The sequence below is a fragment of the Nonomuraea sp. NPDC049625 genome, assembly GCF_040675285.1.
Taxonomy (GTDB): domain Bacteria; phylum Actinomycetota; class Actinomycetes; order Streptosporangiales; family Streptosporangiaceae; genus Nonomuraea; species Nonomuraea angiospora_A.
In genome coordinates, this window is record NZ_JBFAOQ010000011.1 from 191916 (window position 1) to 214826 (window position 22911).

The window sequence follows — 22911 nt, forward strand, 5'->3', positions numbered from 1 at the left end:
TCCATGGAAGCGCTGCTGTTCGAACGCGACACGATCCTCGCCGCGTTCTGGATGACGATACGGCTGACGGCGGTCAGCGCGCTCGGCTCTCTCGTGCTGGGGACGCTGCTGACCGCCATGCGGGTGGCCCCGCTGGCCTCCCTGCGCGGCGCGGCCAACTTTTACGTGACCATGATGCGCAACACACCGCTCACGCTGGTGCTGATGTTCACCGGCCTCGGCGTCGGGGCGCAGCTCGGCGTGGAGCTGTCTGACGACATCGCGACCAACAACTTCTGGCTCGCCGTCATCGGGCTGACCGCCTACACCTCGGCGTTCGTCTGCGAGGCCCTGCGGTCGGGGCTCAACACGGTGCCGGTCGGCCAGGCGGAGGCGGCCCGGTCGCTCGGGCTGGGCTTCACGAAGACGCTCGGGCTGATCACGCTGCCGCAGGCGTTCCGCGCCGTGGTGGCGCCGCTGGGCAGCATCATGATCGCGCTGACCAAGAACACCACGATCGCGCTCGTGGTCGGCGTGGGTGAGGCGTCCGTGCGGATGCGGGAGATGATCGAGACGTACGGAGACCAGGTCCTCGAGATCTTCCTCGGCTTCGCCGCCGGGTTCGTGCTGCTGTGCCTGCCGATGGGGCTGCTGTTCGGCTGGCTGTCGCGGCGGATGGCGGTGGCCCGATGAGCTACGCGAACCTTTACGAGCGGCCCGGGCCGCGCGGGATCCGGCGCAACCGGCTGCTGGCGGCGGTCGTCGCGCTCGTGCTGCTGGGGCTGGCGTACGTGGTCTACGTGCGCTTCGACGCCAAGGACCAGTGGGCGGCCGACAAGTGGACGCCGCTGGTGCGCGGGGACGTCTGGGCCACGTTCATCCTGCCGGGGCTGGCCGGGACCATCGGCGCGGCCGTGGTGGGGGTGGTGCTGGCGGGCCTGTTCGGCCTCGTCTTCGCCACCGCCCGGATGTCGGACCACCGGTGGATCCGGGTGCCCGCGGCCGCGGTGGTGGAGTTCTTCAGGTCCGTGCCGCTGCTGCTGCTGATCTTCTTCGCCTTCTTCGGCTCGTACATGCTGATCGGCGTGAACATCTCGGCCTTCGCCGCCGTCGTCTTCGGGCTCACGCTCTACAACGGCTCGGTGATCGCGGAGATCATCCGGGCCGGGGTGCAGAGCCTGCCGCGCGGCCAGTCCGAGGCGGCCTACGCCATAGGCATGCGCAAGGGGCAGGTGATGCGCCTCGTCCTGCTGCCGCAGGCGTTCCGGACCATGATGCCCGCCATCGTCAGCCAGTTCGTGGTGCTGCTGAAGGACTCGGCGCTGGGGCTCATCGTGGGCTTCGACGAGCTGGTGAACCGGGGGTTGAACGGGATCGCCGCCAACTTCAAGAACACCATCCCGGCGGCGATCCTCATCGCGGCCATCTTCATCCTGATCAACCTCTCCCTCGACCGCCTCGCCACCCGGCTCTCCACCCGCCTCGGCACCACCCGCTGACCCGCCACCCCTCCCCTTCAGCCCGGCCCCCGCACGGCCCACCCCCTCGCCGTGCCCGGCCGTCGCGCCCATCGCGCGCCTCGCCCACCGGCGAAGCGCGGGGCGCCCACCCGCGGCCCGGACGGTGAACCACCGTCCGGGCCGCGCTCCCATCACGGGCCACAGGTCCTCGGGCACCCCCGAAGGGGGACCTCAGCCACGGTCGGAGGGACGGAGACGGCGGCGGAGGGCCGCAAGCCAGGGGGCCGCGGCGAGGGCGGCGAGCAGGATCAACAGTGGCGTCCGCCACCACCACGAGAGGGTCGCGGGCGGCGGCGACGGCGGCCGGGCCACCCACGGCCGGGCCGTCTTCGCCCAGGCCAGGAACGCGTCACCGATGGGCAGCAGCCCGAAGGCGTACCGCTTGGTCCAGGGGGTGTCCACGGGCAGCCCCGCCAGCTCCCCGTAGCCGGCCAGCGCCGAGGCCAGCGGAGCGTCGGAGTGCGCCTGCGCCGCACCGAGGGTGACCACGGTCGCCGACAGGCTCACCCCGAGCGGCAGCGGCCCGGAGTCCACGTCGGCCGGTCCGTCCACGCCCTCCGGGTACTCGCGCACGGCGGGCCCGAGCCCGAGCGGGGTGGCGACGTACAGCTCGCGGAAGCGCGCGTACTGCTCGGCGGCGAAGGCCGGATCCACGTCCACCAGGAACCGCTGGATCATGCTCTGCGAGCTGCCCCGCGCCACCTCGGCCGGCGCGCCGCCGCCGGGGTCTGCGCGGTGCGGAAGCAGCCCGGTACGCGGGTCGAGCCGCCGCCTGACCTCCCGCAGCCAGCGTTCGACGGTCCCGCCGAACCGGGGCGGGAGGATCGCGTCGTGCAGCCGCAGCGACGCCACCGCCACGGTCGAGTCCACCGGCCAGGCCTGCCCCGGGTACGCCGCCAGGTACGGCGAGGCAGACGCGTCGAACGCGGCCCCGAGCGCGGCGGAGTCCTCCGCGAACCGGCGCACCTCGGCCGGATCACGCTGCCCGGCCGGCTCCAGGCTCAGCGCCCCGCCGCGCAGCCAGTTGGACCATCCCCGGTAGAAGACGCCGTAGGGCGGGGTGAGGCCGGGGCTGAAGGGGGCCCGCCCGGCGGGCGAGTCCAGCCGGCTCAGCGCCCAGCGCGCCTCGCGCAGCGCCCGCGACCGTTCGCCCGCCGGCGCGCGCATCCCGAGCTCGACCCAGCTCAGCCCGTACAGGGCGTGCAGGAAGAAGTACCCCTCGGGGAAGAGCGCCTGGGCCTCGTCACCCGCGCCCGCGTCCAGGGCCCCGCGCAGGAACGCCAGCTGCCGCCGCACCCCGGGCGGCTCCCTCGACGTCCCCGCGGTGGCGGGCACGGTCAGCCGTACGACGCCGGCCAGCGCGCACGCGCTCACCACGACGGCGAGGACCAGCCGCGCCCACTTCCATGCCCGGCGGGCGGCTGACGGCTGGGACATCCGACGATCTTAGCCCCGTGAGGGGGAGCCCTGCGGTGGAAGGTCTGATGTGCGTGGTGTTCAGTGGGATCCGTCAGCCGACGACCGCTCGAAAGGACCCCATGCCGCTCTCCCCCGGCCCCTTCACCGGCCGTACCATCACGAGCCTCGCCCAGGACCTGCGCGAAGGCCGGACCACCGCCGTCGAGCTCGTCGAGCAGGCGCTCGAAGCCATCGCCGAGCACGACCCCGCGCTCGGCGCGTTCGTCACCGTGGACGCCGACGGGGCGCTGGCGGCGGCGCGGCGGGCGGACGCCGAGCTGGACACGGGCACCTACCGGGGTCCGCTGCACGGCGTGCCGGTGGGCGTGAAGGACCTCTTCATGGTCGCGGGGCTGCCCGCGACCATGGGTTCGCGGCATTTCGCGGGGTACGTCGCGGACTCCGACGCCGAGTCCGTGACCCGGCTGCGCCGCGCGGGCGCCGTCGTCGTGGGCAAAACGTCCACCCACGAGTTCGCGTACGGCCCCACGGGCGACCGCTCGGCCAACGGCCCGTCGCGCAACCCGTGGGACCCGGACCGCATGTCGGGCGGCTCCAGCGGCGGCAGCGCGGCGGCCGTGGCGGCGGGCCTGGTGCCGCTCGCGCTCGGCACCGACACGGGCGGATCCGTCCGCATCCCGGCGGCTCTGTGCGGGATCGCCGGGTTCAAGCCGAGCTATGGGGCGATCTCGGCCGAAGGCGTGTTCCCCCTGGCACGCAGCTTCGACCACGTCGGCGTCCTGGCCGGTGACGAGCAGGACTGCCTGCTCGCCTACCGCTGCCTGGCCTCCGCCCAGTTGCGCGAGGACCCCGGTCCCGCGCGGGTGGCCTGGCTCGATCCGTCCGAGCTGTTCGACGGGGATCCGCGCGTGGTGGACGCGGTACGCGCGACCGCGGAGTCCCGCCTGGCCCGCTCGGGGCTGGAGGAGGTGCGGCTGCGGGCGGGGCTGGGCGAGGAGTTCCGCGAGACGTACACGGTGATCCAGAGCTGCGAGGCGGTGGCCGTGCACGCGGCCCGGATGGCGCAGGCGCCCGAGCTGTTCGACCCCGAGCTGCTCGAACGCCTCCGCACGGCCGCCGAGATACCCGGCTGGCAGTACGTCGCGGCCGTGGCCGCGCGCTCCCGGCTCGCCGAGGCCGCGGCGACGCTGTTCGAACGGCACGACGTGCTGGCGCTGCCCACCGTGCCGATCACCGCCCCGCTGCTCCTGGAGCGCGAGATGGAGGTGGACGGCCGGACCGTCGCCGTGCGGCCCGCGCTGCTGTCCATGACGAGCCTGTGGAACGTGCTGGGCCTGCCCGCGCTGACCGTGCCCGCGGGCACGGTGGACGGGCTGCCGGTGGGGCTGCAGCTCGTGTGCCGCCCGGGGCGCGAGCTGCGGCTCTTCGAGGCGGCCGGCATGGCGTGAAAGCGACCCCGACGCGGGGGCGCGGCGTGGAAGCGCCCCTGAAGGGGCCCGCTAAATCGTCGTGCGCCCGCCCGCGTCGGAGGAGCCCGGGATGGCGGCGGCCAGCTCGGGGATGCGCGCCCGGTAGCCGTCGAGCAGCTTGCGGGCCGTCGCGACCGAGTCGACCAGCGGGTGCAGCGCGAACGCCTCGACCGCCAGCCGGGCCGAGCCGGACCTGGCGGCCTCGATGGCGGCCTGCTCCACGGCCTTCACCTGCTGCACGAGACCGAGGAAGCGGCCCGGCAAGGGGCGGGTGGCCAGCGGCCGGACGCCGGCCCCGTCCACCGCGCACGGGATCTCGACGACCGCGTCCGCGGGCAGGCCGGGCACCGCGGCGCCGTTGCGCACGTTGAGGATCATGGATGTGGGCTCGCCGCGGGCGATGGCGGCCATGAGGGCCAGGGCGATGCCCTCGTACCCACCGGCCTCCAGGTCGGCGGCGTCGCGCGCGCCCGCGGCGGTGGGTTCGCGGGCCTCGGCCATGTACGACTCGTCGCGCAGCCTGCGCGACCTGACCCACTCCGCCAGCGCCTCCTCGGGACGCGCCCGCACGGCGGCGTAGAAGTCGTCCTGCTGCCGGACCAGCGACTCCCCGCGGGTCTGCCCGGAGATCGCGGCCACGGACTCCCGGGTGAAGTAGTAGTAGTACAGGTACTCGTTGGGCAGCGCGCCCAGCGTGCGCACCCAGTCGCCGCCGAAGATGCGCGCCTCCTCGACCTGCCGCAGCGCCGCGTCGTCGGCCAGCAGGTCGGGCAGCACGTCGCGCCCCTGATAGGTGAGACCACGCAGCCAGCCGAGGTGGTTGAGGCCCACGTAGTCGGGCGACACGCGCGCCGGGTCGAGCCCGAGCGCGACGGCGGCCCGGCGGATCAGGCCGATCGGGGAGTCGCAGATGCCGATCACGCGGTCGCCGAGCACGTGCCGCATGGCCTCGGTGATCATGCCGGCGGGGTTGGTGAAGTTGATGACCCACGCCTGGGGCGCGAGTGCGGCCACCCGCTCGGCGACGTGGAGCGCGACCGGGATGGTGCGCAGGCCGTAGGAGATGCCGCCGGGGCCGGTCGTCTCCTGGCCGAGCAGGCCCAGGTCGAGCGCGACCCGCTCGTCGGCGGTGCGCCCGGCCAGGCCGCCGACCCGGATGGCGGAGAAGACGAACGAGCTGTCGCGCAGCGCGGTGTCCAGATCGGTGGTGGTCAGGACCTCCGGCGGGTCGTCGTGCCCGGCGGCGAGCTGGCCGAGCACGTGCCGGATGGCCTCCAGCCGGTCCTGCGACACGTCGTACAGGACCACTTGCTCCACACGCGGCTTCGCGGTCTCGCGCAGCAGCGCGCCGTACACGAGCGGGACCCGGAAGCCGCCGCCCCCGAGAACGGCCAGTCTCATCGATACCCTTTCACGTGAGCAGGATCTCGGCGCCCGCGGCGGCGCAGTTGCGCAGCGTCGCCTCGTCGGCGCCCTGGTTGGTGACGATCACGTCGATGTCGTCGGGCCCGCACACCCGCAGCGCGCCGGTGCCCGGGAACTTGTGCCGGTCGACGAGCAGCACCACCTGGCCCGCCGCCGCGATCATGGCGCGCTTCAGCGGCACCTCGGCGAGCGTGGTGTCCACGAGCTGCCCGTCCGGCCGCAGGCCGCTGGCGCCCAGGAAGACGCGGTCGGCGACCACCTGGCTCAGGGCCGCCTCGGTCAGCACCCCGACCAGCGAGTGGTACGGCCGCCGCAGCGCGCCGCCGAGCAGCAGCAGCTCGACCTCCGGGTCGGAGCGCAGCACGTCGAGCACGGCGAGGCTGGAGGTCACCACGGTGACGCGGCGCCCGCGCAGCCGCCGGGCCAGCCGCATCGTCGTCGTGCCGATGTCGAGCAGGACCACGTCGCCGTCGCGGACCAGCTCGGCGGCGCGGACCGCGACCGCCTCCTTGTCCTGCTCGTCCACCGCGGCGACCTCGGCGAACGGCCGGTCGGCGTCGGCGTCGACGCTGACCCCGCTGTCGAGGAGCCCGCCGTCGAGGAGCAGGGCCCCGCCGCGGACGCGCCGCAGCGTGCCGTCGCGGTCGAGCACCTCGAGGTCCCTGCGGATGGTGGACGGGCTCACGCCGAGCTGGCTGGCGAGATCGCTGACACTGGTGGCGCCTGAGAGTCGGACCCGGCGCATGATCTCGGCATGCCTGAGGCGCTGAAGCACGGCGCGAGTGTATCAGTCAAAATCGCGCAGGAGTATGCAGCTTCAGCCAAAAACTCCCAGAAGAAGACTTGAAGTGCGTGAGCAAACATGCAAGATTGCGCAGAGCTGGATACGTGTCGGGGAGGACTCATTCCCGTGTCTAATCAGGTGTACGACCCTCTCGCCGCCGAGCGCACCCCGGACGGGCCGCAGTTCGATGTCTTCCTGGCGGGCACGGTCTTTCTGGACATCATCTTCACCGGTCTGCCCGCGATGCCCGCGGCCGGAACCGAGATCTGGGCCGAGGGCATGGGATCATGCCCCGGCGGCATCGCCAACCTCGCCATCGCGACCAGCCGGCTGGGCCTGCGCACCTCGCTGGCCGCCGCGTTCGGCGACGACGACTACGGCGACTTCTGCTGGCGCACGCTCGAGGAGCAGGAGTCGGTGGACCTGTCCAGGTCGCGGCGGTTCGAGCACTGGCACTCGCCGGTGACGGTCTCCATGGCGGTCGACCGCGACCGCAGCATGGTGACGCACGGCCACCCCTCGCCCATGCCGGCCTCGGAGATGATCGGCAACCCGCCGCGGTCCAAGGCGGTGATCGTGTCGCTGTCCACCGACGATCCGCTCGACTCGCCGGACAGCCCGTGCAACTGGGCCGAGCTGGCGCGCCGCGACGGCGCGCTCATCTTCGCCGACGTGGGCTGGGACCCGTCGGGCTCCTGGTCGGCCTCCTTGCTGGACCAGCTCGCGCTCTGCCACGCGTTCATGCCCAACGCGGTCGAGGCGATGGCCTACACCGGCGCCGACACCCCGCGCGACGCGCTCTACGCGATCGCCGACAAGGTCCCCGTGGCCGTGGTGACCGACGGGGCCAACGGCGCCATGGCCATCGACTCCACCAACGGCGAGGAGGCGTTCGTGCCCGCGCCGCGGGTGACGGCGCTCGACCCGACCGGCGCGGGCGACGTCTTCGGCGCGGGGTTCGTGCTCGGCACGCTGTCGCGCTGGCCGCTGGCCGACCGCCTGGCGTTCGCGCAGCTGTGCGCGGCGCTGGCGGTGCAGCAGTTCGGCGGCTCGCTCGCGGCGCCCGGCTGGGGCGACATCGCCGACTGGTGGCACGAGGTCCGCGACTCGGCCGACCACAGCGGCGCCTACGGCAACTCGCTGGCCCGCCGCTACGCCTTCCTCGACAAGCTGGTGCCCGCCGTGCCGGTGGGTGCTGTGCGCCGCGCGGCCGCGACCATCGCCCGGTACGCCGACGTCGGCCCCAAGGTTCCCACCACGCGGCCGAACCCACCCGAGGACGAGGGCCCCGACACGCCTCGCGTGCCCGCGCAAAAGGAGTAACACCATGAACCCCCCGCTCCGAGCGCTCGCCGTGCTCGCCGCCAGCGCCCTTGCCATCACGGCGTGCGCCCCCGGATCCTCCGCCCCGCCCGCGGCCACCTCCGCGCAGCCCTCCGCCTCCGCGGTGCGCACCGACGCCGCCGCGCTCGGCAACGTCACCCTGACGATCTGGGACCAGGAGGTACGCGGCGGGCAGGCCGCCCAGATGAAGCAGCTCAACGACGCCTTCCAGGCGAAGTACCCGAACATCAAGATCAACCGGGTGAGCCGCTCCTTCGACGACCTCAACACGACCCTGCGCCTGGCCCTGAGCGGCAACGAGCCGCCCGACATCGTGGAGGCCAACAACGGCCGCTCGTCGATGGGCGCGTTCGTCAAGGCCGGGCAGCTGCGCCCGCTGGACGCCTACGCCGAGGCGTACGGGTGGAAGAAGCGCTACCCGCCGTCGGTGCTGCGCTATTCGAGCTACAGCGCCGACGGCAAGACCTTCGGCGAGGGCAACCTGTACGGCCTGCCGCAGGTCGGCGAGGTCGTCGGCATCTTCTTCAACAAGGCCAAGCTGACCAAGCTCGGCCTGCAGCCGCCCGCGACGTGGGCTGACTTCGACGCCGCGCTGGCCAAGGCCAAGGCCGCCGGCGAGGTGCCGATGCAGCTGGGCAACCTCGACAAGTGGCCGGCCATCCACGTGTTCGGCACGGTGCAGAGCCGCGGCGTGCCCGCCGACCAGATCAGCACGCTGGCCTTCGGCCGCAAGGGCGCCTCGTGGAACACGCCGGAGAACACCAAGGCCGCCGAGGAGCTCGTCGGCTGGGTGGACAAGGGCTACTTCAACAAGGGCTTCAACGGCCAGGGCTACGACCCGGCGTGGCAGGCGTTCGGCAAGGGTGAGGGCGTCTTCCTGATCGGGGGCACCTGGCTGCTGGCCGACGTGCAGAAGGCGCTGGGCAAGGACCTGGGCTTCATGCTGCCGCCGGGCGCCACGGCCGGCGCGCCGCCCGTCGCCACCGGCGGGACCGGGCTGCCGTTCGCGATCACGGCCAAGAGCCCCAACCCCGACGCCGCGGCGGCGTACATCGACTTCATCACCAACGCCGACGCGATGAAGGTGCTCACCACCACCGGCAACCTGCCGGTCGCCGACACCGCGCAGCAGAGCGTCCCGGCGGGGCCGCAGCAGGACGTCTTCACCGCGTTCGGCACGGTCACGGCCAAGGACGGGCTGGTGCCGTACCTCGACTACGCCACACCGACGTTCGCCGACACGCTGGGCGCGGCGCTGCAGGACCTGCTGGCCAAGAAGCAGACCCCGCAGGAGTTCCTCGCCACGTTGGAGAAGGACTACAAGACCTTCGTCGAGAGCAACGGGTGAGCCGACCGATGACCGGGGGCCGGCCTCCGGGAGAGCCTCGCCGCGTCGCCTACCTCTACCTGCTGCCGGCCTTCGCCGTCTACGCGGTGTTCCTGCTCTATCCGATCGGGCGCGCGGTGCAGCTGTCGCTGTACGACTGGGACGGGCTGTCGCTCGGCCGCTGGGTCGGCCTGGACAACTACCTCGCGATCGTCTCCGACGAGGGGCTGCGGGCGGCCTTCGGCCACGCGCTGGTGCTGGTCGTGTTCTACGCGGCCGCGCCGCTGGCCATCGGGCTGGGGCTGGCCGCGATCCTCAACCACGCCAAGGTGCGCGGCCTCGGCTTCTTCCGCACGGTCGTGTTCCTGCCGCAGGTGGTCGCCATGGTCGTGGTGGCCGTGGCCTGGCGGCGGGTCTACGCGCCCGACGGAACGCTCAACACCCTGCTCGGCGCGCTCGGGCTCGACTCGCTGACGCGGGGCTGGCTGGGCGACTACACGTTCGCGCTGCCCGCGGTCGGGGTGGTGGGCACGTGGTTCGAGTCCGGGCTGGTGACGGTGCTGCTGCTGGCCGGGATGAGCCGCATCCCCGGCGAGCTGTACGAGGCGGCGCGGCTGGACGGGGCGGGCGCGGTCAGGGAGTTCTTCGCGGTCACGCTGCCGTCGGTGCGCGGGGAGATCGCCGTCGCGCTGACGCTGACCGTGATCGCCGCGCTGCGCACGTTCGACCTGGTGTACGTCACGACGCGCGGCGGGCCGGGCGACTCGACGTCGGTGCCGTCGTACGAGGTCTACCACCGGGCCTTCGGGCTCAGCCAGATCGGCTCGGCCGCGGCCATCGGCGTCACGCTCACCGTGGTCATCTTCGTGATCTCGTTCGGGATCAACCGGTTCGCCGACAGGAGGGTGTCGTGATCTCGCGGGGCGAGCGGGTGGGCAACTACGTGATCCTGTCGGCGTTCGCCGCCTTCGCGCTCTTCCCCATCGTTTCGATCCTGGCCGCCGCGCTCGGCCCCGCCGACAGCGGGGGGACCTCCGGGCTGGGCAACTTCGCGGCGGCGTGGGAGATCGGGCGGTTCGGCACCTACCTCCGCACCAGCCTGGCGGTGTCGTCGTTCGTCGTGGTCGTGAGCGTGGTGCTGTCGATCCTCAGCGGGTACGCGTTCGGCACCATGCGCTTCCGCGGGCAGTCGGTGCTGTTCTACCTGTTCATGCTCGGAATCATGATGCCGAGCGAGGCCATCGCGGTGCCGCTCTACTTCGACCTGCGCTCGCTCGGCCTGATCGACACGTTCTGGTCGGTGGCGCTGCCGCAGGTGGCGCTGTCGGTGGCGTTCGGCACGTTCTGGATGCGGGCCTACTTCCGGGCCTCCAACCGGGCCATCGTCGAGGCCGCCCGCATCGACGGCGCCTCGACGTGGCGCATCCTGTGGCAGGTGCTGGTGCCGCCGGCCCGGCCCGCCGTCGTCACGCTGACCGTGCTGGTCTTCATGTGGACGTGGAACGAGTTCCTCATCCCGCTGATCATGGTCACCAGCGAGTCGCTGCGGACCGCGCCGCTGGGGCTGGCATTCTTCCAGGGCCAGTACACCTCCGGCTTCACCCTGCTGGCCGCCGGCTCCGTCATCGTCGCGACCCCGGTCGTGATCTTCTACTTGTTCCTCCAGCGTCACTTCGTCCGCGGCCTGCTCCAAGGGGCGGTCCGCGAGTAACTGTTCCGGAGGTTCCATGCGTAAACGCCTGTCATTGGCGCTGGCCGCCACGGTCGCGCTCGCCCTCTCACCCGCCGTTCCCTCCGAAGCCTCCGCTGCGTCCACCGCCGGCGCTCCCGTGGACCTCGACGCGCTGTTCGTCGGGGCCCACCCCGACGACGAGGCGTTCAGCCTGTCCACGCTCGGCCAGTGGAACGAGGACCACCGCGTACGCACCGGCGTCGTCACCGTCAGCCGCGGCGAGGGCGGCGGCAACGCCGTCGGACCCGAGGAGGGCCCGGCGCTCGGGCTGCTGCGCGAGTCCGAGGAGCGGGCGGCGGTCGGAAAGGCGGGCGTGCGCGAGGTCTTCAACCTCGACGACGTCGACTTCTACTACACGGTGAGCGCGCCGCTGACCGACCAGATCTGGGGCGCGGACACCCTGGAGAAGGTCGTGCGGGTGGTCCGCCAGACCAGGCCCGAGGTCATCCTGACCATGGACCCGGCGCCCTCCCCCGGCAACCACGGCAACCACCAGCAGGCGGCGCGGCTGGCCGTGCAGGCGTTCTACGCGGCGGCCGACCCCAAGGTGTTCCCCGAGCAGATCACCCGCGAGGGGCTGCGCCCGTTCGCGCCGGCCCGGCTGCTGCTCGGCGGCGGGCGCGGCACCTCGCAGACCGGCCCGTCCTGCGCCTCGACCTTCCGCCCGAACAACCCCGCGCAGAACGTGTACGGCGTGTGGAGCGGGCGCCCCTCCCAGGCGCAGGGCAAGACGTGGGCCGCGATCGAGCGCGACGCCCAGCGCGCGTACGCCTCCCAGGGCTGGGCCGTCTTCCCCGACGTGCCGTCGGACCCGAACCAGCTCGGCTGCGACTTCTTCACGCAGGTGGACTCGCGGGTGCCGTTCCCCGAGCCGGGCAGCGCGGCGGCGGCCGCGCCGACGGCGATCCTCGACGGCGCGCTGACCAGGGCGAGCGGGGCGGTCCCGCTGGGCACCCTGTTCGAGCTGCGCGCCGGCACGTTCGACGTGCGGCCCGGCACGCAGTTCACCGTCAAGGTCAGCGCGACCGCGCCGGCCCGCGAGCCGCTGGGCCGCTCGTCGGTGACGCTGGGCGTGCCCGCGGGCTGGCAGGTCAGCGGCTCGGGCGAGCTGGGCAGGCTCGCCGCCGGGCGCACCGGGACGGCGACGTTCACCGTAACCCCCACTGGCACCCCCGCCGCTGGCACCGGACGGGCGCGCGTGTCGGCCACGCTGACCACCGAGCGGGGCCGCGGCTACACCGACCGGCAGGTCGAGATCAGCCCGCCCGTACGGGCCGGGCAGCAGCTCCTCCCCCAGGTCGCCCAGTACGAGAAGTGGACCTCCGAGGTCGGCGTGCCGCAGCTGCGCGGCATCGTCACCCCCGTGCTCACCCTGCCCTCCGGCGGCTCCCGGCAGGTCGGCGTCGTGGTGACCAACATCAGCGACGCCGCCAAGTCGGGGACCGTGCGCGTGGACCTGCCCGCCGGGTTCACCGCGGACCGCGTGGAGGCTCCCTACAGCGACCTGGCCGCCGGGGCCTCGACGACGGTGCCGTTCACCGTCACGAACTCCGACCCCTCGTTGAAGACGTCCAACCAGGGCGGCGACTACGCGTACACCATCAGCGTGGACGGCGCGGTCGCGAGCAAGCCGGCGCTCGAACTGGTCCCGGCGGCCTCCGTGCCGCAGGCGTCGCCCACCGTGGACGGCGTGGCGGGCGACGGCGAGTATCCCGGGCCCGCCCTCGACATCTCGCGGCTGTGGGAGGGCACGGCCTGCTCGTCCGCGGCCGACTGCTCCGGCACCGCCAAGCTCGCGTGGCACGACGACACCCTCTACCTGCTGGTCCAGGTGCAGGACGACGTGCTCGGCACCCGGCTGGCCACCGCCGACTGCAAGCGGCACTGGCGTACCGACTCGGTGGAGGTCACGCTCGACCCGCGTGGCACGTCCGAGAACACCTCGACCACCTTCAAGACCGCGGTGCTGCCCGTGACGGCCGAGGGACCGCCGTGCTTCCTGCGCGACGCCGACAACCGCCAGGGCCCGGGCGAGCAGACCGCCCCCGGCATGCGAGTGGCCTCGAAGGTCGCCTCGGGCGGATACACCGTGGAGATGTCGATCCCCATGGAGCTTCTCCCCGGCTCCGTCGATCCCGCCCACCTCGGGCTGAACATCCTCGTGTACGACTCCGACACCCAGGACAAGACCGGCCAGACCCGGATCGGCTGGTCGACGTGGGGCGGCGTGCAGGGCGACCCGTACCGGTGGGGCGTGGCCACGCTGACCGGCTACCGGCCGCCCGCGGACCGTCCGGTGCCCGACCCGGTGATCCCCGACACGGCCCTGTCCAGCCTGGACTCGCCGCAGTCGCTGGAGCAGGCGGTCCGGGTGCACGTCCCGCTCGCGGGTGGCCCGGCGGCCAAGGAGTCGGAGAGCGGCCAGGCCGTCTCCGCCGCCGCCGGCCAGAAGGAGGTGAAGGTGACGCTGCGGGCGGAGGCGCCCGGTAAGGCCCACCTGTTCGTCCGCGACGACCAGGGGACGGCGGGCAGCCGCGTCGTCACGGTGTCCCGCAAGGGCGTCACGACCGTCACCGTGCCCCTGACCCGCGCCCTGGCCGCCCACCCGGCGGTGGTGGCGGGCTGGGAGGCGCCCGGCGGCGGCACGGCGGCCTCGCAGGTGAAGGTGCGCTGAAGCCGGGCTGCCCGCCCTCCTCCCCGGAGGGCGGGCAGCCCTGTCGGACGCATCCCGTAGTCTGCCGGGATGCCGGAATCCCTCACACTCACGAACCTGCTCGACGACGCGGCCATCCTCTCCCTCGAGCACCAGATCCACCTCGAAGAGGTCCTCGGCGAGCACAGCTGGAGCGTCGACCTGCGGGAGCAGCGCTTCCAGTTCACCGGGAGCCGCACGATCACCTGCACCCGCTTCCACCTGCTCGGCAGCGCCGCCCCAGGGCCGCAGTCGTGGCTGTGGGCCTGGGCGAACCCGTCCGGCTTCCCGGAGCCGGTGATCGCCCTGTCGGGGACGCTGCGGGACTTCGGGCAGCGGTTCGGCATCGCGGAGCTGGCCTCCGCGGAGGTCCCGTTCGCCGCGCTGCCCACCTCCCCCGCCGAGCCGCACTTCGCCGCCGCGATCCTCACCGAGGCCGCCAAGGCGGTGACCGGCCACTGGACGTCCTACAGCGGCGACGCGGGCGGCGGCACCCGGGCCGCGTTCCTCGTCGAGCACCCGGACTTCCAGCTGCCGCCGCCCGAGCCGGTCCGCGTCATGCGCGTCCTGCAGCAGGCGCTCTCCCTGCCGCTGCTGACGGACCACCGGCGTGCGATGCACGGCTACGCCGCCCGCCGCGGGCTCGGGGCGTCCTACAGCGACGCGGGCGGCGACCGGCTCATGCTCACGGGCCCCGGCTTCGAGGCGGCCGTCGACTTCGACGGGCACGGCCGGGTCGGCAACATCAGCGCGACCCTGTCGGCCCCCCGCGGCGCCTGAGCAGCGCCACCCCTGATCGCTCGCGGCGGGTGCCGTTTCGATAGATTCATCCCTCGGTGACCGACCGAAGGAGCCTCGTGACCATTCCCGAACTGACCGACGTCCACGCGGCGTGGCTGCCGCCCGAGGCGTTCCGGGCGATCGGTTCCCGACGTACCCTCGTGCGGGCCGACGGGCCGCTCGCCGAGACCGTGCGGGCGGAGGTCACGCGGGCCCGCGCCCGGTACGGCGACGGCGCCGAGGGCCCGTACGACCTGGTGCTGGGCCTGGACGCGGCCGAGGGCGCGGACGGGTACGCGATCGCGCGGCGGGACGGCGTCACGACCGTGACCGGCGGCGATGAGGCCGGCATGCTGTACGGGTTCTTCCACGTCGTACGGCTCGGCGAGGCCGCGTTCGGGGCCGACAGGGAGACGGAGCACCACCGGCCCGCGATGCGCCGGCGCATGCTCGACCACTGGGACAACATCGACGTGCACCCGGTGATGGGCCAGGTCGAGCGCGGTTACGCGGGCGGCTCGATCTTCTGGGACAAGGGCGCGCCGCGCGCGGACCTGACGCGGGTGCGCGCCTACGGGCGGCTGCTGGCCGCCTCCGGCGTCAACGCGGTCGCGATCAACAACGTGAACGTGCACGCCGCCGAGGCCCGCCTGCTGACCGACCGGCTCGGCGAGGTGGCCGCGATCGCGGCCGAGCTGCGCCCGTACGGGATCCGCGTGCACCTGTCGGTCAACTTCGCCTCCCCGATCGCGCTCGGCGGCCTGCCCACCGCCGACCCGCTCGACGAGGGGGTGCGGGCGTGGTGGGCGCGGACCACCGAGCAGGTGTACGCGACGATCCCCGACTTCGGCGGGTACGTGGTGAAGGCCGACTCGGAGGGCCAGCCGGGCCCGTTCGCGTACGGGCGCACCCACGCCGACGGCGCGAACATGCTCGCCGAGGCCCTGGCCCCCTTCGGCGGGGTCGTGCACTGGCGGGCCTTCGTCTACAACCACCGCCAGGACTGGCGCGACCGCTCGACCGACCGCGCCCGCGCCGCCTACGACCACTTCGCCCCGCTCGACGGCCGGTTCCTGGACAACGCGATCCTGCAGGTCAAGCACGGCCCCATGGACTTCCAGACGCGCGAGCCGGTCTCCCCGGTGATCCTGGAGATGCAGGGGACCCGCCTGGCGGTGGAGCTGCAGGTGACGCAGGAGTACACCGGCCAGCAGCGGCACGTCTGCTACCTGGCCCCCATGTGGAGCGAGATCCTCGCGTTCGAGAACGTCGCCGAGGCGGGCGACCTGGTCGCGGTCTCCAATGTGGGCGACGACCGCTACTGGACCGGCCACCCGCTCGCGCAGGCCAACCTGTACGCGTTCGGCCGCCTCGCCTGGGACCCGGGTCTCGACCCGGCCGCCGTCCTCGACGAGTGGATCGACCTCACCTTCGCGTGGCCCGGCGAGTCGCTGCGGCGCACCCTGCACGCCATGATGGACGGGTCGTGGCGCACGTACGAGCGCTACACCGCGCCGCTCGGCGTCGGCTTCATGGTGCGCCCCGGCCACCACTACGGCCCGGACGTGGACGGCTACGAGTACACGCCGTGGGGCACGTACCACTTCGCCGACCGCGACGGCGTGGGCGTGGACCGCACGCGCGCCACCGGCACCGGCTTCACCGGCCAGTACCCGCAGCCGTGGTCGGACGTCTACGAGTCGCTGGAGCGCTGCCCCGACGAGCTGCTGCTGTTCTTCCACCACGTCCCGTACGGGCACGTGCTGCACAGCGGCTCGACGGTCATCCAGCACATCTACGACACGCACTTCGCGGGGGCGGAGGAGGCGGCCGAGACGCGGCTGCACTGGGAGAAGCTGGCCGGCACCGGCGCGGTCGACCCGGACCTGTACGCCCGGGTCAAGGAGCGGCTCGACGAGCAGGTCCGCTGCGCCGAGGAGTGGCGCGACCAGATCAACGCCTATTTCTTCCGCAAGTCAGGCGTCCCCGACGCGCGCGGCAGGCGCATCCCCTAGGGAGCGCCCGGCGAACGACCGCGCGACGGCGATCACAGCCGCCACCAGCACGGGCAGGGCGACGATCGCGGGCCACGGCACGTCCGGCACGACGTCGGGCGTGACGGGCCCGCCCTGCCAGGCACGCACGAGCCGGGGCATCAGGACATGGCAGAGCCCCAGCCCCAGCAATGCGCCCCCGGCGGCGTGCCACAGGGCCGCCCAACGGCCCGCGGCGGCGGCGCGGAACAGGAGGCCGGACGCGGCCACCAGCCCCAGCGCGATCGCTCCGCCCAGCAGAACGGGCGATGGGACCGCCGGATCCGGCGAGCCGATCACCGTGACGTCCCACCCGGATCCGGCCACCGCCGCGCGGGCCGCGTTCCCGTCGCCGTCCACGGCGAGCCACCAGTCGGTGGCGGGCAACGGCGGCCGTGCCGCGGCCAGATTCCAGGCCTGCAAGGTCTGCCAGTCCATGAGGACGGCGGCGGAGTCGAGAGCGACGCCGGGCATGCGCTCGACGACACCGGAGAGCTCGACCTGGAGCGGTCGCCGTCCGAGCGAGATGGAGCCGGTCCGGCCCGTGGCGAGCTTCGCCGAGGCGGCCAGCTCGGGGGTGAGCACGATCGGCACCGGCCGGGCGGGGGCGGCGTTCAGCGGTACGGGCCGCACGACGGAGGCACCGTCCTTCACCTTCAGCGAGAAGATGCCGCTTCCCGTCCCTTCCGACCATCGCTGACCCGCGGGCAGGGCCAGTTCCCCTCCGTCGGCGCGCAGCGCGGTCACGGTGATCACGTGTGCGGAGTCGTCGGTGGCGTCGCCCAGGAAACCCCGGACGGCAAGCGGGTAGGCGATCTTCCCGTCCGGACCGGCCAGGCCGGCGAGGTCCACGTCCACCTTCGCGGAGCCTTCGCGCAGTGGTGCGACCGGCAGGTCGTGCCAGACCCCGAGGGCGTCGGAGACCACCACGCGCAGCCGCACGGAGCCGTCGGACCGCTCGACCTCGACGGTGAGCGTGCGCGGCCGGCCGGGCAGCGGCAGGGCGCCGAGCTGGGGACGGCCGGCGACCATCGCGGCCGCCAGTTGCGCGACCGTCCGGTCCGACAGATCGGGCCGCAGCCGGAACACCTCGCCGAGGCGGTTCGCGTCGACGCCGAGGAGGGTGCTGTAGCGGAGGTCGACATCGACGCGATCGCGGTGTCCGGGCACCGCGGCGGTGACACCCGGCAGCGCGGTGAAGGCGGTGCCACGGCCGAGGACGCCCGGCTCGCCTCCCGCCGGCGGGCCGGTCAGCCGCACGTCGGCACCGGCCTGGTGACGGGCCTGGTCCGCCTGCGAGGAGCGCCAGGTCGTGGCGCCACCGATCGCGAGAACGGCGACCGCGGCGGCGATCCCCGCGGAGAGCGCCCGTATCCCCGGCCTCGGCGCCTCGGCGACCAGGCACGCCACCGCGACCAGCGCCATCAGGATCGCCACCAGGAGTGTTCCCGACAGGTCCGGCAGCCGTAATCCCGCGGCCCGCCACCACGGCGTGGCCTCCGCCAGGGACAGCAGCAGGCGGGTCAGGAAGGGGGCCACGAACGCGCAGCCCATGACCACCGCCGCCGTGCCCAGGGCCCGGCCGGTCCGCCTGGGCCCGGGCGTGAGGAGCAGCGCCAGGGCCAGGAGCGCCGCCAGACCCAGGACGGTCCAGCGGGCCGCCTGCGCGGCGGCCTCGATCCGGGCCAGTGTGCCGGGGAGAGCACTGGCGGGCGTGCAGTCGGGGCAGCCGTTCGCCTTGAGCCGTTCCCGCAGGTCCGGCAGCCGGGCGGCCGCCGTACGCAGCCGCTCGACCGGCAGGCCGCGCAGGTCGGGCACGACGGTCCAGGTGGCGTCGACCGTTTCGGCGAAGCGGTCGAGGAAGGTGGCCTGATCCACCATGAGCGGGCCGTAGGTGGTGTATCCCTCCCTCTCGACGCCACGGCCGAGCATCAGGTCGCCGGCCCAGCGCGGCCCGTAGGGGTCGTCGGGCAGGAACACCCCGGTGATCTTGACCTTTACCGGCTCGGCGTCGATACGGCCGATCGTGGTGAACACCTGTCCGGCCGTGAAGCCGGTGAACGAGGCGGCGGCCTGGGAGATCGCCGCCTCGACCGGCTCGGTGCGCGACCGGGGCCAGGAGCCGCTGACCAGTCTCGCGTGCTGCTGGAATCCGTCGAGACTGCCGAACCTGAGCCGCTCCGGCCGCCGGTACCTCAGCTTCTCCTGGCCCGGCATCGTGTAGCCGTCCGAGCGGAGCAAGGTGGTCACCTCGGTGGGCGCACCGCCGAAGGCCAGGGCCGTCTGTTCCCGTACGGCCCGGTCGAACCCGGCGAAGTTCCCGGCGTTGATCACGCCGGCGACCGTGACGCCTACGGCCTGAGGCGGAGCCGTCTCCACGGCATGCCGCACTTCCGCATCGCCCAGAGCCGCGGCACACATGCCGAGCCCGGCGAACACGGTGGCGACCAGCAGGCTCACCACGCCCAGCCTCAGCACTGACGGCATGCCCCGCCACCTTCCGCAGCTCTCATCTCCCGGTGATCACCGGGAGATCATGCTGAGGATAGTGGCTCGATCCGCGCCCGCGACTCCTCAGGCGGTGAAGCGCTCGCGGACCTCGGCGATCACCGGGCGGCTGTTCCACAGCAGGGCCGCGGCGAACGCCGAGGCCAGCAGGGCGGGCGCCAGCTCGGTGGCGACCATCGTGATGCCGCCCGCCACGATCAGCAGCGACGCGTTGCCGAGGGCGGCCTTCGGGTGGCGCATGAGGAAGTACGACGCCAGCCGTGCCACGTCCACCGCCCGGAACGCGAACAGCGACGTGATCACCAGCGCGTTGGCGGCCCACAGCAGCGCCGCCAGCGCGACGAGCACGAGCAGCACCGCCCACCACCCCGGGACGCCGGCGACGGCGAAGTTCGCCAGGTTCGTCCCGACGACGGCCAGCGCGACGAGCCACGGCACCCAGATCTTCAGCACGCCGCGCACGTTGGCCTTGTAACCGCGCCAGAACGCCGCCGCCGGATGCAGGTCCGTCATGTCCCGGCTGCGATGGCGCAGCGCGTAGAGGGCGGCGGACAGCGCGGGGCCGAGCGGCAGCGCGCAGGCCGCCACCAGCGGCACGTTGGCGGCGTCGCCGCCGAGCAGGGTCAGCGCGATCAGGCCGGGCGCGGTCGCGACGAGGAACAGGCCCTCGACCACCAGCAGGCTGTAGATCAGCGTGGCGGCGCGCGAGAGCGGGCCCTCGCCGAACCGCCGCCCCGCCGACACCTCGCTCATGGGCTCTCCTCTCCCAGGCCGAGCAGCCGCCTGTCGTCCCACCACGGCGGCGTCCGGTCCACCACCGGTGTGAGCTCGACCAGCGTAACCTCGTGGCGGTCGAGCCGGAGATCCAGGTCCACGCGACCGTCCGCGACGGGCAGGCTCCGGTGGGAGCGCACGGGCTCGGCCGCCTCCCGCAGCGCGTCGAGCTCCCTGGGCCGTGGCGAGCGCGGGCGGCCCAGCTCGCGCCACGCCGCCCACGCGTTGCCCTTCTCCTCGCTCGCCGACGAGCGCAGCTCGAACGCCGAGGCGGCCTCCCCGATGGGGATCGACAGCCGCAAGGCGTGCCCGTCTGCTGGAGGCGCGCCGGTCACGTCCGCCGGGGCCCAGGCCAGCACGGTGACCCGGCCGTCGCCGTCCCGGGTGACCAGGTGGTCCTCCCCGCGCGCCAGGACCTGGTCACCCATCCGGGCCATGAACGCGTACAGGTGGTAGGTGGGCTTCTTGATCTGCCGGTGGGTCAGCAGGCCGAAGCCGCCGTGGAAGAGCGAGGTCGGGATCCCCTGCTCCTCGAACATGTCGCTGAAGGTCCAGTAGGAGAAGGAGTCGACCAGGTCTCCCCCGGCCGCCAGCACCGGGGCGAGGTAGGCGGCGTGGAAGGCCGTGTCGTGGACGGGGTTGTCGGGCCGGTAGGAGGAGTTGAACTCCGTGATGTGCACCGGCAGCCCCTCCAGCGGGCCGCCCGCGAGCTGCCGCCGCGGCGTGGCGAACTGCTCCAGCAGCTTCGACGCCGGCGCGAGCGTCTGGTGCACGCCGAAGGGCACGTGCTGGGCCGGGCCGGAGGTGTACGCGTGCCGGCTGACGAAGTCGATGGGCAGCGAATGCTCGGCCACGAAGTCGGCGAAGCGCACGAGGAACTCGTCGGAGCCGGGCGAGATGGCCGGGCCGCCGACCTGGAGCGAGGCGTCCACCTCCTTGACCGCGTGCGCGCTCACCTCATAGAGGCGGTGGTAGGCGTCCTGGTCGGCGTCCTGCCAGAAGTCCTTGAGGTTGGGCTCGTTCCACACCTCGATGGGCCAGGTGCGCACCTCGTCGAGCCCGTACCGGTCGACGAGGTGCGCCAGCGTGGCCCGCACCAGCTCCGCCCACTCCCGCCAGGAGCGGGGCGGGGTGACGTTGCCCTGCCACCAGAACACGGTCTGGTCGCCGGAGGCCAGCCCGGAGGGCATGAACCCCAGCTCCACGAAAGGGCGGATGCCGAGTTCGAGGTAGGCGTCGATCACCTGGTCCACGTACGTGAACGAGTGGCGCACGTGCCGCGCGCCCGCGTACTCGTACGGCTGGTGGACGCCCACCCCGTCGCTCAGCAGCCCGTGCCCCCGGATGTGCCGGAAGCCGATCTCCCGCTGGATCAGCGCCAGCGAGTCCTGGTAGTCGCGGCGCAGCGCCAGCTCGAAGCGGCCGGTGCCGACACAGAACCGCCAGGCGTCGGACAGCCGTCCCGAGGCCTCCGAGGGCACTCGCATCAGCCGTGGTCCTTCTTGAAGCGCTCGTAGGCGGAGTTGACGAGGTTCATGTAGGAGGTCATGTTCTTGGCCTCCAGCTCCTTGACGTAGGCGTCCCACTCGCTCAGGTCACGCTCGCCGAGGACGAACTTGAGCGTCTGCTGGGTGACGTAGTCCTTCAGCGGCGTCTCCCACAGCGTGGCCTGCTCGCGCTCCTCGTCGTTGAACGGGTGCGGCGGCTCGACCGGCCAGCCCTTCCTGGCGTTCATCACGTCCTGGAAGGCCACCTCCTCCTCGGAGAAGGTGGAGTTCAGCAGCTTGGTGGTGCCGCCGTAGGCGAACACGCCGTTGGAGAAGCCGAAGTCCTTCTGCAGGTGCTTGGGCGCGCCGGGGTTGAGGCCGACGAAGTCGATGTCCTTGGCGAGCTTGAACGCGCCCGAGGCGTCCTTGGTGTACGTCGTGCCCTCGACGCCCCACTTGGCGAACTCCTCGCCCTGGTCGGAGTACCAGAGCCAGTCGATGAACTGCATCATGGCGACGAAGTTCTTGTTCTCCAGCGCCTTCTTGGAGATCATGACGCCGTTCTCGAGCCGGGTGTCGATCTTGTACTCGCCGACCGGGCCCAGGGGCACCGGGATCTTGGCGACCTTGGCGCCGGGGACGAGCTTGGTCAGCGTGGGGCGGTAGTCGTTGACGATCGACTGCGCGTTCGCGCTGATCACGAACGACTTGCCGGAGTTGAACTTCTGCTTGGCCTGCTCGTCCTGCTGGGTGAAGCTCTCCGGGTCGAGCAGCTTCTCCTTCACCAGCTTGTTCAGGTACTCCAGCATCTGCTTGTACTGCGGCATCGCGCCGGTGTAGACGAACTTGCCGGCCGTGGCGTCGAAGGTCGCGTGCTGGTACTGCCAGCCGCCCTTGGCGCCGTAGGCCTGGGCGACGAGCTTGAAGATGTTGCCGCCGGGCGTGGGGACACCGAACCGGTCGGTCATCGGGTAGAGGTCCGGGTACTCCTTCTTCAGCGCCTTGAGCAGGGTGTAGAGATCGTCCCAGGTCTTCGGGACCTCCAGCTTGTGCTTCTCCAGGATGTCGGTCCGCACGGCCAGGGAGTAGTCGGCCCAGATCTCCTCGTGGAGCCCCGGCAGCAGGTAGATGCGGCCGTCGGCCTGGCGCAGGGTGTCCAGCTCCGGCTCCATCTTCCACTTGGCGACCTTGTCCTTGAAGTTGGGCATCAGGTCGAAGTAGTCGCTGACCGGCAGGATGGCGCCGGAGGAGACGAACGCCTCCTCGGCCGGGTGGTAGGTCTTCGGGATGATGAGCGGGGCCTGGCCGGAGCCCACCAGCAGGCCGCGCTTCTTCTCGTAGTCGCTGAGCGGCACCTCCACCGGCTTGAGCGTCACGTTGGTCCGCTTGGTCAGCTCCTGCCAGAACAGCCAGTCGCTCTTGTCCGGGTAGAACGGGTGGTTGTTGTAGAGCACGTCGAACGAGATCGGCTCGGTGGCCTTGAACTGCTGGTTGACTCCGTAGTTGGCCATCGCGCCCGCCTTGTTCGCGGACACGTCGGCGGCCTTCTTCGGAGCCGCGTCCTCGCCGCAGCCGGCGACGGCAAGAGTGAGCGCACCCAGCCCGAGGAGTGCCTGACGGCGGGAGATGTGCTGCATG

At 72.6% G+C, this 22911-nt stretch carries 17 protein-coding genes; 10 read left to right on the forward strand and 7 right to left on the reverse strand.

The genetic code is table 11. The annotated features are described in order from the left end of the window. The first annotated feature begins 3 nt into the window (after nt 1-3). Both AB0J87_RS39705 and AB0J87_RS39710 read left to right on the forward strand, forming a co-directional pair. Nucleotides 4-672, forward strand: coding sequence for an amino acid ABC transporter permease (locus AB0J87_RS39705; protein ID WP_363974477.1), 669 nt, complete (start codon nt 4-6; stop codon nt 670-672). Beyond that, on the forward strand, nt 669-1478 hold the full coding sequence (locus AB0J87_RS39710; RefSeq protein ID WP_363974480.1) for an amino acid ABC transporter permease: 810 nt from the start codon (nt 669-671) through the stop codon (nt 1476-1478). The genes AB0J87_RS39705 and AB0J87_RS39710 overlap by 4 nt, the downstream gene beginning before the upstream one ends. Nucleotides 1479-1670: 192 nt before the next feature. On the opposite strand, the gene AB0J87_RS39715 is transcribed toward AB0J87_RS39710, so the two are convergent. After that, nucleotides 1671-2936: a hypothetical protein gene (locus tag AB0J87_RS39715; protein WP_363974483.1), complete on the reverse strand. Its 1266-nt coding sequence runs from the start codon at nt 2934-2936 to the stop codon at nt 1671-1673. A gap of 101 nt (nt 2937-3037) precedes the next feature. On the opposite strand from AB0J87_RS39715, the gene AB0J87_RS39720 reads away from it, so the two are divergent. Beyond that, complete coding sequence (locus tag AB0J87_RS39720; RefSeq protein WP_363974486.1) at nt 3038-4366, forward strand: amidase; 1329 nt, start codon at nt 3038-3040, stop codon at nt 4364-4366. A gap of 51 nt (nt 4367-4417) precedes the next feature. On the opposite strand, the gene AB0J87_RS39725 is transcribed toward AB0J87_RS39720, so the two are convergent. Both AB0J87_RS39725 and AB0J87_RS39730 read right to left on the reverse strand, forming a co-directional pair. Further along, nucleotides 4418-5788, reverse strand: coding sequence for a 6-phospho-beta-glucosidase (locus AB0J87_RS39725; RefSeq protein ID WP_363974489.1), 1371 nt, complete (start codon nt 5786-5788; stop codon nt 4418-4420). A 10-nt stretch (nt 5789-5798) separates the two neighbouring features. Then, nucleotides 5799-6587, reverse strand: a complete 789-nt coding sequence (locus AB0J87_RS39730; RefSeq protein WP_350727803.1) for a DeoR/GlpR family DNA-binding transcription regulator — start codon at nt 6585-6587, stop codon at nt 5799-5801. A gap of 135 nt (nt 6588-6722) precedes the next feature. Between AB0J87_RS39730 and AB0J87_RS39735 the strand changes: the two genes are divergently transcribed. From AB0J87_RS39735 to AB0J87_RS39765, 7 genes are all read left to right on the forward strand, one after another. Further along, nucleotides 6723-7919: a carbohydrate kinase family protein gene (locus tag AB0J87_RS39735; protein WP_350727802.1), complete on the forward strand. Its 1197-nt coding sequence runs from the start codon at nt 6723-6725 to the stop codon at nt 7917-7919. Between the two features lie 4 nt (nt 7920-7923). After that, complete coding sequence (locus tag AB0J87_RS39740; protein ID WP_363974492.1) at nt 7924-9288, forward strand: extracellular solute-binding protein; 1365 nt, start codon at nt 7924-7926, stop codon at nt 9286-9288. Next, complete coding sequence (locus AB0J87_RS39745; RefSeq protein ID WP_363974495.1) at nt 9285-10181, forward strand: sugar ABC transporter permease; 897 nt, start codon at nt 9285-9287, stop codon at nt 10179-10181. Before AB0J87_RS39740 ends, AB0J87_RS39745 begins: the two co-directional genes overlap by 4 nt. Continuing rightward, nucleotides 10178-10978 (forward strand): carbohydrate ABC transporter permease, encoded by an 801-nt coding sequence (locus tag AB0J87_RS39750; protein WP_363974498.1) that lies wholly within the window; start codon nt 10178-10180, stop codon nt 10976-10978. Before AB0J87_RS39745 ends, AB0J87_RS39750 begins: the two co-directional genes overlap by 4 nt. A 16-nt stretch (nt 10979-10994) precedes the next feature. Then, on the forward strand, nt 10995-13673 hold the full coding sequence (locus tag AB0J87_RS39755; RefSeq protein WP_363974501.1) for a sugar-binding protein: 2679 nt from the start codon (nt 10995-10997) through the stop codon (nt 13671-13673). Nucleotides 13674-13742: 69 nt separating this feature from the next. After that, nucleotides 13743-14471, forward strand: coding sequence for a DUF6882 domain-containing protein (locus AB0J87_RS39760; RefSeq protein WP_363974504.1), 729 nt, complete (start codon nt 13743-13745; stop codon nt 14469-14471). Nucleotides 14472-14548: 77 nt separating this feature from the next. Next, nucleotides 14549-16486, forward strand: a complete 1938-nt coding sequence (locus AB0J87_RS39765) for an alpha-glucuronidase (RefSeq protein WP_363974507.1) — start codon at nt 14549-14551, stop codon at nt 16484-16486. Here the strand turns inward: AB0J87_RS39765 and AB0J87_RS39770 are convergent. The 4 genes from AB0J87_RS39770 to AB0J87_RS39785 all read right to left on the reverse strand — a co-directional run bounded on the left by AB0J87_RS39770 (nt 16448) and on the right by AB0J87_RS39785 (nt 22910). Continuing rightward, nucleotides 16448-18991 carry a hypothetical protein gene (locus tag AB0J87_RS39770; protein ID WP_363974510.1) on the reverse strand — a complete coding sequence of 848 codons (2544 nt, stop codon included), beginning with the start codon at nt 18989-18991 and terminating at the stop codon, nt 16448-16450. The genes AB0J87_RS39765 and AB0J87_RS39770 overlap by 39 nt on opposite strands. An 87-nt stretch (nt 18992-19078) precedes the next feature. Continuing rightward, nucleotides 19079-19765, reverse strand: a complete 687-nt coding sequence (locus tag AB0J87_RS39775; RefSeq protein WP_363974513.1) for a DUF624 domain-containing protein — start codon at nt 19763-19765, stop codon at nt 19079-19081. Further along, on the reverse strand, nt 19762-21273 hold the full coding sequence (locus AB0J87_RS39780) for a hypothetical protein (RefSeq protein ID WP_363974516.1): 1512 nt from the start codon (nt 21271-21273) through the stop codon (nt 19762-19764). Before AB0J87_RS39780 ends, AB0J87_RS39775 begins: the two co-directional genes overlap by 4 nt. Beyond that, nucleotides 21273-22910 carry an extracellular solute-binding protein gene (locus tag AB0J87_RS39785; RefSeq protein ID WP_363974519.1) on the reverse strand — a complete coding sequence of 546 codons (1638 nt, stop codon included), beginning with the start codon at nt 22908-22910 and terminating at the stop codon, nt 21273-21275. Before AB0J87_RS39785 ends, AB0J87_RS39780 begins: the two co-directional genes overlap by 1 nt. Nucleotide 22911: the final 1 nt, after the last annotated feature.

Coding starts and splice junctions, on each gene's coding strand:
- AB0J87_RS39705 (WP_363974477.1), top strand. CDS start 4: ATGGAAGCGCTGCTGTTCGAACGCGACACGATCCTCGCCGCGTTCTGG.
- AB0J87_RS39710 (WP_363974480.1), top strand. CDS start 669: ATGAGCTACGCGAACCTTTACGAGCGGCCCGGGCCGCGCGGGATCCGG.
- AB0J87_RS39715 (WP_363974483.1), bottom strand. CDS start 2,936: ATGTCCCAGCCGTCAGCCGCCCGCCGGGCATGGAAGTGGGCGCGGCTG.
- AB0J87_RS39720 (WP_363974486.1), top strand. CDS start 3,038: ATGCCGCTCTCCCCCGGCCCCTTCACCGGCCGTACCATCACGAGCCTC.
- AB0J87_RS39725 (WP_363974489.1), bottom strand. CDS start 5,788: ATGAGACTGGCCGTTCTCGGGGGCGGCGGCTTCCGGGTCCCGCTCGTG.
- AB0J87_RS39740 (WP_363974492.1), top strand. CDS start 7,924: ATGAACCCCCCGCTCCGAGCGCTCGCCGTGCTCGCCGCCAGCGCCCTT.
- AB0J87_RS39755 (WP_363974501.1), top strand. CDS start 10,995: ATGCGTAAACGCCTGTCATTGGCGCTGGCCGCCACGGTCGCGCTCGCC.
- AB0J87_RS39760 (WP_363974504.1), top strand. CDS start 13,743: ATGCCGGAATCCCTCACACTCACGAACCTGCTCGACGACGCGGCCATC.
- AB0J87_RS39770 (WP_363974510.1), bottom strand. CDS start 18,991: ATGCCGTCAGTGCTGAGGCTGGGCGTGGTGAGCCTGCTGGTCGCCACC.
- AB0J87_RS39775 (WP_363974513.1), bottom strand. CDS start 19,765: ATGAGCGAGGTGTCGGCGGGGCGGCGGTTCGGCGAGGGCCCGCTCTCG.
- AB0J87_RS39780 (WP_363974516.1), bottom strand. CDS start 21,273: ATGCGAGTGCCCTCGGAGGCCTCGGGACGGCTGTCCGACGCCTGGCGG.
- AB0J87_RS39785 (WP_363974519.1), bottom strand. CDS start 22,910: ATGCAGCACATCTCCCGCCGTCAGGCACTCCTCGGGCTGGGTGCGCTC.